At 69.3% G+C, this 14,418-nt stretch carries 15 protein-coding genes; 3 read left to right on the forward strand and 12 right to left on the reverse strand.

Features of this window, described 5'->3' with window-relative positions:
- Positions 1–18 precede the first annotated feature (18 nt).
- On the reverse strand, positions 19–978 hold the full coding sequence (locus tag BJY17_RS05245; protein WP_179550425.1) for a tetratricopeptide repeat protein: 960 nt from the start codon (positions 976–978) through the stop codon (positions 19–21).
- The gene (locus BJY17_RS05250) at positions 975–2,828 is read right to left on the reverse strand and encodes a hypothetical protein (RefSeq protein WP_179550426.1); all 1,854 of its coding nucleotides are present in this window, start codon (positions 2,826–2,828) and stop codon (positions 975–977) included. Before BJY17_RS05250 ends, BJY17_RS05245 begins: the two co-directional genes overlap by 4 nt.
- Before the next feature lie 188 nt (positions 2,829–3,016).
- Here BJY17_RS05250 and BJY17_RS05255 point away from each other — a divergent pair, with 188 nt between their 5' ends.
- Together BJY17_RS05255 and BJY17_RS05260 are read left to right on the forward strand one after the other, a co-directional pair.
- Entirely contained in the window at positions 3,017–4,630 is a 1,614-nt protein-coding gene (locus BJY17_RS05255) for a DivIVA domain-containing protein (RefSeq protein ID WP_179550427.1), read from the forward strand.
- A gap of 30 nt (positions 4,631–4,660) precedes the next feature.
- Positions 4,661–5,725: an AI-2E family transporter gene (locus BJY17_RS05260; protein ID WP_179550428.1), complete on the forward strand. Its 1,065-nt coding sequence runs from the start codon at positions 4,661–4,663 to the stop codon at positions 5,723–5,725.
- A gap of 51 nt (positions 5,726–5,776) precedes the next feature.
- Here BJY17_RS05260 and BJY17_RS05265 read toward each other — a convergent pair whose 3' ends face one another.
- The 9 genes from BJY17_RS05265 to rpsB form a co-directional block, all read right to left on the reverse strand.
- The gene (locus BJY17_RS05265; protein ID WP_179550429.1) at positions 5,777–6,511 is read right to left on the reverse strand and encodes an alpha/beta hydrolase; all 735 of its coding nucleotides are present in this window, start codon (positions 6,509–6,511) and stop codon (positions 5,777–5,779) included.
- On the reverse strand, positions 6,508–6,816 hold the full coding sequence (locus BJY17_RS05270; protein WP_179550430.1) for a hypothetical protein: 309 nt from the start codon (positions 6,814–6,816) through the stop codon (positions 6,508–6,510). The genes BJY17_RS05265 and BJY17_RS05270 overlap by 4 nt, the downstream gene beginning before the upstream one ends.
- Positions 6,817–6,872: 56 nt before the next feature.
- Entirely contained in the window at positions 6,873–7,457 is a 585-nt protein-coding gene (locus BJY17_RS18445; RefSeq protein WP_246303661.1) for an aggregation-promoting factor C-terminal-like domain-containing protein, read from the reverse strand.
- A 179-nt stretch (positions 7,458–7,636) separates the two neighbouring features.
- Positions 7,637–8,191 carry a DivIVA domain-containing protein gene (locus BJY17_RS05280; protein ID WP_179550431.1) on the reverse strand — a complete coding sequence of 185 codons (555 nt, stop codon included), beginning with the start codon at positions 8,189–8,191 and terminating at the stop codon, positions 7,637–7,639.
- A 55-nt stretch (positions 8,192–8,246) separates the two neighbouring features.
- A complete protein-coding gene (locus tag BJY17_RS05285) occupies positions 8,247–9,152 on the reverse strand; it encodes a phosphatidate cytidylyltransferase (protein ID WP_322789754.1) in 906 nt (301 codons plus the stop codon).
- 86 nt (positions 9,153–9,238) lie between these two features.
- Positions 9,239–9,793: a ribosome recycling factor gene (gene frr / locus BJY17_RS05290; protein ID WP_179550433.1), complete on the reverse strand. Its 555-nt coding sequence runs from the start codon at positions 9,791–9,793 to the stop codon at positions 9,239–9,241.
- A 33-nt stretch (positions 9,794–9,826) separates the two neighbouring features.
- Complete coding sequence (pyrH, locus tag BJY17_RS05295; RefSeq protein ID WP_179550434.1) at positions 9,827–10,558, reverse strand: UMP kinase; 732 nt, start codon at positions 10,556–10,558, stop codon at positions 9,827–9,829.
- A gap of 166 nt (positions 10,559–10,724) precedes the next feature.
- Positions 10,725–11,555: a translation elongation factor Ts gene (gene tsf / locus BJY17_RS05300; protein WP_179550435.1), complete on the reverse strand. Its 831-nt coding sequence runs from the start codon at positions 11,553–11,555 to the stop codon at positions 10,725–10,727.
- 28 nt (positions 11,556–11,583) lie between these two features.
- Entirely contained in the window at positions 11,584–12,525 is a 942-nt protein-coding gene (gene rpsB, locus BJY17_RS05305; protein WP_179550436.1) for a 30S ribosomal protein S2, read from the reverse strand.
- 271 nt (positions 12,526–12,796) lie between these two features.
- Here rpsB and BJY17_RS05310 point away from each other — a divergent pair, with 271 nt between their 5' ends.
- Positions 12,797–13,387, forward strand: a complete 591-nt coding sequence (locus BJY17_RS05310) for a murein hydrolase activator EnvC family protein (protein WP_179550437.1) — start codon at positions 12,797–12,799, stop codon at positions 13,385–13,387.
- A 1-nt stretch (position 13,388) separates the two neighbouring features.
- On the opposite strand, the gene BJY17_RS05315 is transcribed toward BJY17_RS05310, so the two are convergent.
- Complete coding sequence (locus BJY17_RS05315) at positions 13,389–14,351, reverse strand: tyrosine recombinase XerC (protein WP_179550438.1); 963 nt, start codon at positions 14,349–14,351, stop codon at positions 13,389–13,391.
- Between the last annotated feature and the right edge of the window lie 67 nt (positions 14,352–14,418).

Here is a 14,418-nt window from a genome sequence, read left to right on the forward strand (position 1 = left end):
TCGAGCCGCTGCTGCGCGTCAGTACAGCAGCGTCGTGAGGCGGCGTCGCGCCACGGCGACCCGCGGGTCGTCGGTGCCGACGACCTCGAAGAGCTCGACGAGTCGCTCGCGCACGAGCTTCTTGCCGTCGGCGTCGAGGTTCGGGAACAGCGTCAGCAGTCGATCGAAGGCGTCGTCGACGTGACCGCCCGAGAGGTCGAGGTCGGCGACGTCGAGCTGCGCGCCCAGGTCTTGCGGCGCGGCCGCGGCGGCGTTGCGAATCGAGTCGAGCGTCTTGCCCTGCAGCCGGCCGAGCAGGTTCGCCTGCGCGAGCCCCGCCACGGCAAGGGTGTCTCGCGGGTCCTGAGCCATCGCGGTGCGATACGCAGCAGATGCGGCAGCGAAGTCGCCCCGCTCGATCGCGTCATACGCCTCTTGATGCAGCGGCGGAAGCGGTGCTTCGACGGGCTCGGCGGGAGCACCCGCTGCCTCGGCACCGTTCTCGCCGGGATCGATGCTGCCGGTCACGCCGTGCTGGCCGGCGAGCTCGAGCAGCTGGTCGAACACCTGATCGATGACCTCGTCGGGCTGCTCGCCCGCGAACAGCGGCACCGGCTGTCCGGCGACCACGGCGACGACGGTCGGGATGGCCTGCGCCTGGAAGGCTTGCACGAGCTGCGGGCTGCGGTCGGCGTCGGCTGCCGCGAGCACGAGTCGGCCCGCGCGAGCACGGACCAGTCGTTCGAGCGTCGCGAGCAGGGCCTTGGACGGCTCGCTCCACGTGGCCCAGAGCGCCACGACGACCGGCACGGTGCGCGAGAGTTCGAGCGTGGAGCCGAAGGCTGCGTCATCCGTCTCGAAGACGATCTGGTCGCTGGGCCCGGATGCCGCGTGGGCACCCTGCTGACCCGCCGCGCCCTGCGCCTGACGCTGCACGAGCGCCGACAGGTCGACCGCACCGCGGAGCGCGGCGCCGGAAGGGGGAATCGGGTTGGTCACGGTACCTCCGAAGCTCCGATGAGACTCTCCGACCAGCCGAGCAGACGGATCTGGTCTTCAGACTCGTTGCCGACGCCGGGAACGTAGAACAGCAGTTGGATGCCGATGACGCGCTGCACGCCCTTCGCGCTCTTTCCGGTGAACCCCGAGAGTGCAGCGCCGGCACCGGGCTTGAACCCGATCGTACCGCCGTCGTTCGGGATGACGTTCTCGGTCTGCTCGATCGAGACGCTCACGAGTGCACCGGCGTCGTTGGTCGCCAGGGCGATCGTGGGGCTGTCGCCGACCGCGTTGGAGTAGGTGGCGTCGACCGTGTCCTGGAGGCCGTCGTTGATGGCCTTCTGCCCGGCCGGGCCGAGCTGCTGCATGAGCGTGTCGCCCTCGGGGTCGAACATCGGGTAGAACTCGGACGCCTCGCCCTTCATGAGCACGTCGGCGTAGGCTGCGGCGACCTGACCGGTCGGCATCACGAGGCCCTTGAACTCGGGCGAGATCGGCGGCGCGCCGATCGAGGCGGGTGCGACCTCGGGAACGTCGGCATCGGGTGCGAGCGAGATGGCGTACAGGATCTTGTAGTTGTCGCGCGGCGTCTCCTGCACGAGCACGAGCGCGCTCGGCGCGATCGTCGGGTCATCCGAGTTCTTCGCGATCGTGAGCACCGTGCGCGGCCAGCCGGTGGCCTGCTGCGGCAGCGTCAGCGTCAGCGGCGAAGCCGGAATCGGCGTCGGGAGCGGGTGCTCGGCGAGAGAACCGCGGATCGCGTAGTTGGCGGTCCTCGCTTCGAGTGCCGGGCCGGTGAAGCGCTGGGCTGCGGCCTCCGCGTCACGAGATGCGTCGACGTCGGTCGCGAACACCGCGACACGGCGCATGATGCGCTCCATCTGCGGCACGGTCACCGCGGGCTGGGCCTTCGGAGTGTCGTCGACGGGCTCGTCGGTCGGCCCGGGCGTCGCGAGCGGCGTCGCCGGAGCCGTGGTCTCGGGTGCCGCCTGCTGGTCGAAGCTCGGCCAGTAGTCGGCCGAACACGCGGAGAGCGCGAGGGCCGGAACGACGAGGAAGGGGACGATCGCGATGCGCTTGGCACGGCCGATGGCCCGCCGGCTCCCGCCGACCTGGGTGCGCCCGGGCTTCGGAGCACTCGGCAGCTTGCCGCGAGTGCCGCCCGGCCGGTTGCGACGAGGACCACGCATGCGTCGGTGGTTCACGAAGCCGGCGATCACGAGCGCGATGCCGACCAGGAAGACGAGTGCGCCTCCGACGATCAGCGGGCCGGCCCACGGCGTCGCGTTGTCGAGCGGCCAGTCGATCTTCACGCGGGAGGGCAGTTCATCGCCGCCGTTCGCACTGATCAGCACGGAGATGTCTTCGGGGACGTCGATCGTGGTCGTGAGCACGAGGTCGTCGGTGAACTCGTCGAGCCACAGGTCGGAGCCGTCGGGCGTCGGAGCGGCGACGGTCTCGGCCTCGCCCTCGGCCGGCGCCGGAGTGGTCGGAGCGGTCGGGTTGGAATCCGCGACCGGCTTCGTGACGACGATCTCGTTCGTCAGCTCATCGGCGTCGGCGTCGTAGCCGACCGCGACGTACGGCGTCTCGCCGAGCCATGCCTCGACATCGGAGCTGCGCCCGTAGGAGAGGAACACCTTCGGGGATCCCGACACGGTGATGGTCTGCTTTCCCGGCTGCGCGGCGAGCGCTTCGGGTTCGATCACGATGAAGTCGGCTTCGCCGCCCGAGAGCTCGGCGGACATCGAGACACGGTCTGGTTCCAGGAAGACCGTGCGCTGGGCGATGCCGAGCCCGATCATCACGGCCGCAGCGATGAACGCCACGATAGCGAAGACGAAGCGCACGAAACAGAACCTCCATTGCCGCCAGTGGCGGCCTCTGACAAAGACATTCCAGACTACCGACGATATCTGGGAGATCCCTAACCGCCGGCTGGAAGTCCGGTGTCTCCGCCCACCTCGCGCGACCCGTACAATCGGACACACCATCCCGCATGCGCCCCCACGAACGCGGGACAGAGCCCGGAGGAAGAATGGCCGTCGAAGAGACCGAGTTCACGCAGGTGTTCCGCGGATATGACAAAGACGAGGTCGACAAGGCGATCAATGGTCTGCGTCGGGACATCATCGCCGCGAACAACCAGAGCACCGACAGCGTCAAGGAGAACAAGCGTCTCCTCGCTCGCATCGAGGAGTTGACGGCAGAGCTCGAAGAGGTCGGCAGCCCCACCTTCTCCGGTCTCGGCACGAAGCTCGAGAACACCCTGCGCGTCGCAGAGGAGCAGTCGACCCGTCTCATCGCGCAGGCCGACATCGACGCCGAGAAGCTCCGTCGCTCGGCCGAAGACGAGGCGCACCTCATGCGCTCCGACGCGCACGAACTCGCCGAGCGCACCCTCACCGAGGCGCGCGCCCAGGCCAACCGCATCCTCGAGAACGCCCGCGCAGAGGCCGACGACATGGTCTCCCGCTCGCACGAGGCGAGCGAGCAGCTCCGTCAGGACGCCGCACGCGACGCCTCGGCGATCCGCGGCGCCGTCGCCACCGAGACCGCCGAGATCCGCACGAGCGCGAAGCGCGAATCCGCGGCGATGATCGCCGCGGCCGAACGCAAGTCCGCCGAGCTCCAGCTCGCGGCCAACGCGGAGGCCACCGAGGCGCGCGCCACTGCTGCAGGCCTCACCAAGGAGACCGAGCAGACCCGCGCCGAGGTCGCCATCGAACTCGACCGCGCCCGCGCCGAGCTCGCCCGCGAGAGCGAGCAGGCCCGCATCGACCTCGCGGCGGAGACCGAGCAGTCCCGTCTCGACCTCGAGCGCGAGTCGGCCGAGGCGCGTGCCGCCATCGACGCCGAGATCGCCGAGCGCCGCGCAGCCCTCGTGCACGAACTCGACCAGGCGCGCAGCGACCTCGACCGCGAGCTCGAAGGCAGCCGCGTCGAGCTCGTGCAGCAACGCGAGCAGGCGAAGGTCGACATCGAGCGCGAGGCCGAGGCCGCACGTCTGAAGCTCCAGCACGAGCTCGAGCGCATCCGCGCCAAGCACGCCGCCGACCTCGAGCAGATGCGCGCCGACCTCGCCCTCGAGCAGGAGCAGGCACGCGCCGACTTCGACGCGGAGTCCGAGCAGGGCCGGATCGACCTCGACAACCAGCTCACCGCGATGCGCAAGAAGACGACCCACGAGGTCAACCGCATGCGCCGGGAGATCGAGAAGGCGCACCTCGACCTCGAATCCGAGCTGTCGACGAAGCGCGACGAGGCCGAGCAGGAGCTGCTCGCCGCCCACCAGGAGGCGGTCGCGCAGACGCAGAAGTTCCTCGAGGACGCCAACGCAGAGCTCGCCGAGGCGGTCGCCCGCACCGCCGAGAGCCGCGCCGAGGCGGACCGCCTCGAGACCGAGGTCCGGTCCGACATCGCGGTCGTCCGCGACAAGGCCGACGACGAGGCACGCGACCGCATCGCTGCCGCACACGAGCAGGCGCGCAAGCTCATCGCCGACGCCGAGGAGCGCACCCGTGCGCTCGTCGCCGACGCCGAGGACCGTCTCTCGCAGATCAAGATCGAGCGCGACGCCGTCGCCGGGTACTTCGAGAGCCTCCGCGGCGTGCTGACGCAGGCGGAGCAGATCGCGGCGAAGACCAAGTAGTCGGTCCAAGAGAGGAGTGCGGGCCGTTCCATGAAGATCCAGAACGCGTTCCGCATCGGGCTGGTCGGCACCCTCGGCGTGGGTGTCGGCCTCCTCATCCTCAGTTCCATCGCAACGCTGTCGACGATCATCGCCTACGTCGGCGTCGCGTTGTTCCTGGCCCTCGGCCTCGATCCGGCAACCAGCTGGCTCGAGCGCCGGGGGCTTCCGCGTTGGGCGGCGATCCTCATCGTCATGAGCGGGGTCGGTCTGCTCGTCGCCGGGCTCGTGATCGCCGTGGTGCCGATCATCGTCGAGCAGGTCAGCGAACTCGTCGAAGTGACCCCTCGCATCATCGACCAGATGAGCTCGCAGGACTGGATCGAATTCCTCAAGGACCAGTTCCCCCAGGTTCCGGTCGACGAGATCAGCGACCAGGTCACGAACGGCCTCACCGACTTCTTCACGAACCCCGACAAGCTCAGCGAACTCGCCGGCGGCGTGCTGCAGGTCGCCGTCGCGATCGGCGCCGGAGTGTTCGGCGTCGTCATCGTCTTCATTCTGACGCTCTACTTCGTGTCGTCGCTCAACACGATGAAGCGCGCCACCTACCAGCTGGTGCCCGCATCGAAGCGCGACCGCTTCGCCGACCTCACCGAGCAGATCACCCAGTCGGTCGGTCGCTACGTGCTCGGCCAGGTCTCGCTCGCCGCCGTCAACGGCGTGGCGAGCTTCATCTTCCTGTCGATCATCCAGGCCCCGTTCCCCGCGGTGCTCGCCTTCATCGCCTTCCTGTTCTCACTCGTGCCGCTCGTCGGCACGCTGAGCGGCTCGGTGCTGATCGTGCTCGTCTGCCTCATCCCGGGCCTCGGGTCGCCGCTGACCGCCCTCGTCGCGGCGATCTACTACGTGATCTACATGCAGGTCGAGGCATACGTGCTGAGCCCGCGCATCATGAACCGCGCCGTGAAGGTGCCCGGCGCGCTCGTGGTGATCGCAGCGCTCGCGGGCGGGTCGCTCGGCGGCGTGCTCGGCGCGCTCGTCGCGATCCCGGTGGCGGCGGCCATCCTGCTCATCATCAAGCAGGTCGTGGTGCCGCACCAGAACGAGCGCTGAGCTCGAGGCACTTCCGCCGGCACCGCGAATGCGCTCAGCTCGCGAGTGCGATCAGCTCGCGGCTGCAGGCCACTCGGTCGGCAGCGGCAGCGCGGCCGGGTTCACGACTCCGACGATCTCGTCGAGCACGCGCCGGGTCTGCGACTCCCCCACCCACAGGTGCTTGCCGCCCGTCACGTCGATGCGCGTGATCTTCGGCACGCTCGAGAACCGCTCGGCCGCCTCGGCCGGCCGCAGGTAGTCGTCGAACTCCGGAATCAGGGCCACGAGTTCCGGTGCCGCGTGCTGCCAGCGCGCGAGCTCTGCATCGCTCGTGCGGTGCAGCGGCGGCGAGAGCAGGATCGCTCCGTCGATGCCGTGGTCGAGGCCGTATTTCAGCGCGAGCTCCGTGCCGAACGACCAGCCGACGAGCCAGGGGTGCGGCAGAGCGCGCTCCGTCACGAACGACATCGCCGCCGCGACATCCGCTCGCTCGGCGACGCCCTCGCCGAATGAGCCCTCGCTCGTGCCGCGCGGTGAGACCGTACCGCGGGTGTTGAATCGCAGCACCGCGAGATCGGCGAGCGCCGGCAGGCGGGCGGCCGCCTTCCTGATGATGTGCGAGTCCATGAAGCCACCGGCCGTCGGCAGCGGATGCAGCGTGACGAGGGTCGCCACCGGCGGCCGCTCGAGGGGCGTGGCGAGCTCGCCGACGAGCGTCAGGCCGTCGGCCGTGTGCAGCTCGATCTCTTCGCGATGAGCCGGCAGTTCGACGCTTGCGCGGATCTCGATGGTGGTGTCGCTCATACCGCGCCGATCCTCCAGCAGTGAATGTGCCAATGACGACGAGAGGCCAGGTCGGCCGCATCGCCGAGCACGCCGTCGGCGCGCCACGCGACCAGGTGGGCGATGCCGGGAACCACGTCCTGGCCGCAACCGGGGCAGACGTACGCCTTCACGGCCTGCGCCTCGGAGACCGGCTGCACGTTCCATTCGCGACCGCCGCGCACCTCGGTGCGTCGCCACCCCGAGGTCAGACGCTCGACGTCGAGTTCGGGGTGTTCCTCACGGGCACGGGCCGCCCGACTCCGGGATCGGTTCGAACGCGCCATGGATCCAGTCTAGGTGCGCGTGGGCTCGCAGTGCTCCGCGCAGCGTCGTCGTGGGCTCAGTACCAGCCGACGTCTTGGGAGTGCGCCCATGCGCCGCAGGGCGTGCCGTAGCGGCCGGAGACGTACCCGAGGCCCCACTCGATCTGCGTGGCGGCGTTGGTCTCCCAGTCGGCGCCCGCGGTCGCCATCTTCGATCCGGGGAGCGCCTGCGGAATGCCGTACGCACCGCTCCCGGCGTTGTAGGCGTTCACCCGCCAGCCGGACTCCTTGTTCCAGAGGGCGACGAGGCAGTCGAACTCGCTCGACGGCCAGCCGCGAGCGGCCACGGCCGTGGCGGCGTATGCCTGAGCCGACCCGGGGTCGGGCGTCACAGCGGGAGGAGCCCATCCACTGCCCTCGCTCGTCGAGGCCGGGGCGAGCTGCACCTCGGGCTTCTTCTCGACGTCGTAGCTCTCTTGGCCGACGTCGATCGAGTAGTCGCCGGCGACGTCGAACGCCTGCACGCGCTGACCCCCGAACCGGTCGACGTCGCTCGCGAACTCCGACGACGCGATCGCGCCCGAGAACGGGTCGACGAGGTTCACGAGGAGGAAGCTGACGGATGCCGCGAAGGCGAACACGACCGTGACGGCCTGCTTCACTCGACCGACGCGAGGCGGTCGTGCGGGCGGCTTCCGAGGTGCCGGCGACGGTTCGAGTGGTGATGCGGCTGCCGTCGTCTGAGGACGCGGCTCCATGGCCTCGTCGCTTCCCGCATGTCTACCCACGATTCGACGAGTGTATCGAAAGACCGGCGCGGGATTCCAACTCGACGCGCACCTCAGCGGACCGCGAGCATGACGTCGACCACGGCGTCGAGGAGGAGGTCGACCTGCGCCTCGCGATAGCCGCCGCGCTGCGTCTTGAAGACGACGGCGCGTACGTCGTCGATCGCGATCGGCCACCCGTCGCTGAAGTACCTCGTGAGCTTGTCCGCGAAGCGGTCGACGTCGCGGGTGCTGTACCCGCGCACGAGTGCGCCGACCCGGTCGAAGCGTTGCCCCTCGGGGCGCGCCAGGCGGTTGGAGACCACCTGCGCGGTTGCGCGCGCCTCGCTGAGCCAAGCCTCGCCGCCGTGCAGTCGGGCGGCGACCTGGCGTTCCTGGGCCGCGAAGGCGTCTTCCAGCCGCTCGAGCGCCTGGTCGACGTGCGTCGTCGAGTAGCCGCCCTTCTGCATCGCGAAGGCGGTCAGCCGGATGCGATCGGACGTCAGCGGTGCGTCGTCGGGCCGGGAGGTGCCGTCGTAGGCGCGACGCGCCACCTGCAGGAACGACTCGACCTGAGCCGTGTTGTAACCGAGCTTGGGCTTGCGAGCGCGAGGGAAGGTGGAGTCCACCGCTCCATTATTGCGGAGCGACCGTGCGGAAACGCCCACTCCGGTGCGGATTCGCTCAGCCGAAGATCCGGAATGCCACGAAGGCGACGGCGGCCGACGGCAGGATCGAGTCGAGCCGGTCGAGGAACCCACCGTGACCGGGAAGCCACGAACTCATGTCCTTGATGCCGATGTCGCGCTTGATGAGCGACTCGACGAGGTCGCCGAGGGTCGCGGTCAGGAAGATCGACGCACCGAAGATGAGTCCGAACCACCAGGTGTTGCCGAGCATCAGCGTCGAGAGCAGCACACCGGCGACGAGGCTGACCCCCGCTCCGCCGGCGAAGCCCTCCCAGGTCTTCTTCGGGCTGATGACCGGCGCCATCTTGTGCTTGCCGAGCATGAGGCCGAACGCGTAGGCGCCGGTGTCGGCTGCGACCGCCACGGCGATGAATGCGAGCGTCCAGAGTTCGCCGCCCTCCGCTGCGGTGAGCACGACCGCGAACGTCGCGAGGAACGTCACGTAGCCCTGCACGAAGGCACCGGCGGCGACGTCGCGACCGAGGTCGCGGCCCGAGCGCCGCATCGCAGGCACGGCCTGTTCGCCGAGCCGCCAGAGCGTGACGATGAGGATGCCGCCGAGCACCGCGATCAGCTGACCCCCGGCGCCCCCGTAATAGGAGAGGGGCACGGCGGCGACCGCGACGACGACCGTCGGGATGCGCGGAACGTGGTAGCCGCCCTTTCGCAGCGCCTGGGCGAGTTCGTAGCTCGCGAACGCGGCGATGATGACGGCGAAGAGCATGAAGAGCTCTTTGATCACGAGGAGGCTGAGCAGGAGCACTGCCCCGAACCCGAGCCCGATGAGGGTCGCGAGGATCAGGTTGCGCCCGGTACGGGCCTTGATCTTCTCCTGCGCCTGATCGAACTGGGCCTTGCCGACCTCGAACTGCCGCTCCAGGTCGGCCTTTCGGGCGTGCACCTGCGCTCGGAACTCCTCGCGCGAGGTTCGTTCAGCTCCCCCGGCGTCCGACTCATCCTCTTCTGGGACGCCTGACATCGTCTGCCTCAGACCTCGAGGAGTTCGGCTTCCTTGCGCTTCAGGGCATCGTCGATCGCGTCCACGTTGGACTTCGTGATCTGCTCGAGTTCCTTCTCTGCGCGCGAAACCTCGTCATCGCCGACGTCGCCCTTGAGGGCGTCGAGGTCGTCCTTCGCCTTGCGACGGATGTTGCGCACCGAGACGCGTGCGTCTTCGGCCTTGCCGCGCACGATCTTGACGAACTCGCGGCGACGCTCCTCAGTCAGTTCGGGCAGCGTCACGCGGATGATGTTGCCGTCGTTCGAGGGGTTCGCCCCGAGGTTCGGGGTGTCGCGGATGGCCTGCTCGATGTCCTTCAGCGCGCCCTTGTCGTAGGGCGTCACCACGAGGGTGCGCGCTTCGGGGTTGGCGAGCGAGGCGAGCTGCGCGAGCGGCGTGGGCGTGCCGTAGTAGCTCACCATGATCTTCTGGAAGAGCTGGGGGTTCGCCCGGCCGGTGCGAACGCTCGAGAAGTCGTCTTTGGCGACCTCCACGGCCTTCTGCATGCGTGTGGTGGCATCGGAAAGTACGTCCGCGATCACGGGGGCTCCTTCTGGTTCGCTACTCGGGACAGTCTATCGACTGGAGGCGGGCTCGCCGTTGCTGACGATGGTGCCGAGTTCGGCGCCGAGGATCGCCTTGGTGACGTTGCCGTGCGGCGCCATGCCGAAGACCTGCATGGGCATGCCGTTGTCCATGCAGAGGCTGAACGCCGTCGAGTCGACGACCTTGAGTCCGCGCTGCAGGGCCTCCTGGTAGCTGATGCGGTCGATCTTGTGCGCTTCGGGGTTCGTGCGCGGGTCGTCGGAGTAGACGCCGTCGACGCCGTTCTTCGCGACGAGCACGACCTCGGCGTCGATCTCGAGCGCACGCTGCGCGGCGACCGTGTCGGTCGAGAAGTAGGGCAGGCCGGCGCCGGCGCCGAAGATGACGACGCGGCCCTTCTCGAGGTGCCGCTCGGCACGACGCGGAATGTACGGCTCCGCGACCTGGGTCATCGAGATCGCCGACTGCACGCGCGTCTCGGCACCCGCCTGCTCGAGGAAGTCCTGCAGGGCGAGCGCGTTCATCACGGTGCCGAGCATGCCCATGTAGTCGGCCCGGCCGCGGTCCATGCCGCGCTGCGAGAGCTCGGCGCCGCGGAAGAAGTTGCCGCCGCCGACGACGATCGCGATCTCGACCGTGCGCGCGGCATCGGCGATCTCTCGCGCGAGCGCGCTGATCACGTCGGGGTTCACCCCGAGGGCACCGGCGCCGAACGCCTCCCCCGAGAGTTTCAGCAGGACCCTGCGCTTGCGTTCCGTCATCCTGACCGATCCTTCCCCTCTGGGGTCAAAGCTACTGGTTCGCCGAGCCCGGCGCAGTGCCGGTGCTCGGGTGTTTTCGACGGGCGCGACCCGCCAGGCATCCGGAATCACTCCGGACACAGCAAAGGAGTCCGGATCGCGAACGATCCGGACTCCTTCGGGGCACCTACGCGCCGACCTTGAAGCGAGCGAAGTCGCTCACCGTGAGGCCTGCGTCGGAGAGCACCTTCGCGACGGACAGCTTGTTGTCCTTCGCGTAGTCCTGCTCGAGCAGTGCGACCTGCTTGAAGTACGCACCGAGGCGGCCTTCGATGATCTTCGGGAGGGCGGCCTCGGGCTTGCCCTCCTCGCGCGAGATCTGCTCGACGATGGCGCGCTCCTTCTCGACCGACTCCGCCGGAACGTCCTCACGCGTGAGGTACTCCGGGTTCGCGAACGAGATGTGCTGCGCGACCGAACGTGCAGTCTCAGCGTCGGTGCCGGCGTAGCCGAGCACGACGCCGACCTGCGGCGGGAGGTCCTTCGACGTCTTGTGCAGGTAGATCGAGAACTGCTCGCCCTTGACGAGACGGACGCGACGGAGCTCGACCTTCTCGCCGAGGATCGCGGCCTCCTCGTCGATCACGGTCGCGACGGTCTTGCCGTCGGCCGGAGCGGCGAGTGCAGCCTCGAGGTTCTCGGCACGGGCCGCTGCGACCGCAGCGAGCACGCGGTCGGCGAGGCCGACGAACTTGTCGCCCTTTGCGACGAAGTCGGTCTCGCAGGCGAGCTCGATCATGGTCGCGGTGCCGTCGCCGTTGTCGACGGCGGCGACGAGGCCCTCAGCGGTGGAGCGGTCGGCGCGCTTGGCGTTGCCCTTCGCGCCCTTCAGGCGGAGGATCTCGACCGCCTTCTCCATGTCGCCGTCGGCCTCGACGAGTGCGTTCTTCGTGTCGACCATGCCGGTGCCGAGGCGCTCGCGCAGGTTCTTGACGTCTTCGAGAGTGAAGTTAGCCATATCTCTGAAGTCTCCTGGACTCGTGGTCTTACTTGGACTCGGCGGCTTCGGCGGCCTCGGCGCCTTCGACGTCGGCGGCGGTCTCGGTCGCAGCGACCTCGGTTGCAGCCTCGTCGACGACCTCGGCAGCTTCGGCCTTGGCCTCTGCGACGGTCTCGGCGACGACCTCGGTCTCGGCCGAAGCCTGTGCCGGGGTGGTCTCGGAGCCGGCCTGGAGGAGCTCCTGCTCCCACTCGGCGAGCGGCTCGACGGCCGAGACGTTGCCCTCGGCCTCGGGCTTCTGGTGGCGCTCGATGAGGCCCTCAGCAGCGGCGTCGGCGACGATGCGGGTGAGCAGGCTCACCGAACGGATCGCGTCGTCGTTGCCCGGAATCGGGTACTGGACCTCGTCGGGGTCGCAGTTGGTGTCGAGGATGCCGATGACGGGGATGCCGAGCTTCTTGGCCTCGTCGATCGCGAGGTGCTCCTTCTTGGTGTCGACAACCCAGAGCGCCGACGGCGTCTTCGTCAGGTTGCGGATACCGCCGAGCGACTTGTGCAGCTTGTCGAGCTCGCGCTTCTTGATGAGGAGTTCCTTCTTGGTGAAGCCACTCGTGGTGCCTTCGAAGTCGAGCTCCTCGAGCTCCTTCATGCGCGCGAGGCGCTTGGAGACCGTCTGGAAGTTGGTGAGGAGGCCACCGAGCCAGCGCTGGTTCACGTAGGGCTGGCCGACGCGGGTCGCCTGCTCGGCGATCGCGTTCTGCGCCTGCTTCTTGGTGCCGACGAAGAGGATGGTGCCGCCGTGGGCGACCGTCTCGCGCACGAAGTCGTACGTCTTGTCGATGTATGCGAGCGACTGCTGCAGGTCGATGATGTAGCTGCCCGAACGCTCCGTCAGGATGAAGCGCTTCATCTTCGGGTTCCAACGGCGGGTCTGGTGCCCGAAGTGAACGCCGCTGTCGAGCAGCTGGCGAATGGTGACGACGGCCATGAGCCGTACTCCTTTGTTCTCAGTTGTCGCTCCGGCCGGCGGCTGGAGCCCTGGCGCCCGGCACGGCTCCGCCGGTTTCTGCGATGAAGCAGAGAACTGGACTGAGTGGAGTCGTCGGCCGAAATGGCGCGCGTAGTCACCCCGGAAGACCGGGGTGCTCCCGATACTCTACCACCGGCACTCGGCCTCCCCAACCGCGGCCGAGGGGCGCGGTTCCACATCCCAGGCAGACGGTGCGAGCGGATGCCGCGTGCACGCCGATCATCGCAACATGAACGCCCCGACACCGGTCGGCCGGCGGCGCACCGCCCGCCGGACCGCTTCCCTCTCCATCATCGCCATGCTCGCACTGATCGCGACCGGCTCAGCAGCATCTGCAGCGGCCTCCGACCACTCCCCCGGGTCATCCACGCAAGCGGACGCGGCCGACGCATCCGCCCGCTCCGTGCCGGCGGAGCCATGGCGATGGCCGGTTCCCGCACCGATTCGCGTCGTCGCCCCGTTCCGCGCGCCGCCCACGCCGTTCACGGCAGGCCATCGCGGCATCGACATCGCCACCGAGTCCGCCGCCTCCGTCACCGCCCCGGCGCCCGGCGTGGTCAGCTTCGCCGGCATGGTGGCGGGGCGGCCGGTCATCGCGATCGACCACGGCGACGGCATCGTGAGCGCGATCGAGCCGGTCGCCGCGCTCGTCGAGGCCGGTGCGGTCGTCACGTCGGGTGATCCGATCGGCACCGTCTCGACGGGCGGGCACTGCGCCTCCGGCTGCGTCCACTTCGGCGTTCGCGTCGATGGGGAGTACGTGTCGCCGTACCTCTTCCTCGGTGGCCTGCCACGCGCGGTGCTGCTGCCGTCGGGGTGAGTCAGGCGCGGGGGTGCGCCGTGCGGTAGCTCTGCTTCAGCCGCTCCGACGACACGTGCGTGTAGATCTGGGTGGTGCCGAGGCTCGCGTGCCCGAGGAACTCCTGCACCGCGCGCAGGTCGGCGCCCCCGTCGAGCAGGTGCGTCGCCGCGGTGTGCCGGAAGGCATGCGGCCCGCTCGGGCCGGAGCCCGGGATCTCGGCGAGGATCGCGGCGACGAGCCGGTAGACGCTCCGCACCCCCATGCGACCGCCTCGGGTGCCGAGGAACACCGCTCGCGTCTCGGGCGGCCCGGCACTCGCACTCGCACTCGCACTCGCACTCGCACTCGCACTCGCACTCGCACTCGCGACGATCTTCGGACGCGCCTCGTCGAGATAGCGGTCGATCGCTCGGGCGGCGGGAGCCCCGTAGGGAACCATCCGCTCTTTCGAGCCCTTGCCGAGCACTCGCACGACGCGACGTCGTCGATCGACGTCGTCGAGATCCAGCCCGACGAGCTCAGAGACGCGCAGCGCCGACGCGTAGAGCAGCTCGATGATCGCGAGGTCGCGCACCTCGGCGGGTGCACCACCGGCGGCCCGGGCGGACAGCGAAGCGAGCGCATCGGTGACGGCCTCTTCGGTGACGACGCGCGGCAGGGTGCGCTGCGCCCGCGGCGCCTTGAGGCGCGCGCCGGGATCGGCGTCGAGCAGCCCGCGTCGAGTGAGCCAGGCGGTGAATCCTCGAGCGGATGCCGCGCGCCGCGCGATGCTCGTTCGGGCGAGCCCGCGTTCGGTGGCCGCCCAGAGCCAGTCGCGCAGGAGCGGCAGGTCGATCGCCGCGGCATCCGTCGGACCACGGGCCTCGGCGAATGAGATGAGCTCGACGAGGTCGCTGCGGTAGGCGGCGACGGTGTGCGGCGAATACCCGCGTTCGACCGTGACGTGCGACAGGTAGTCGTCGAGCAGCTGGTCGAGGTTCACGAGTCCAGCTTGCTCCCGTGCAGGCCGGCACGTCGGGCGCGACGCGCGGCGGGCCCGGTGGCGGGGC

It is taken from the genome of Agromyces hippuratus (genome assembly GCF_013410355.1).
GTDB lineage: Bacteria > Actinomycetota > Actinomycetes > Actinomycetales > Microbacteriaceae > Agromyces > Agromyces hippuratus.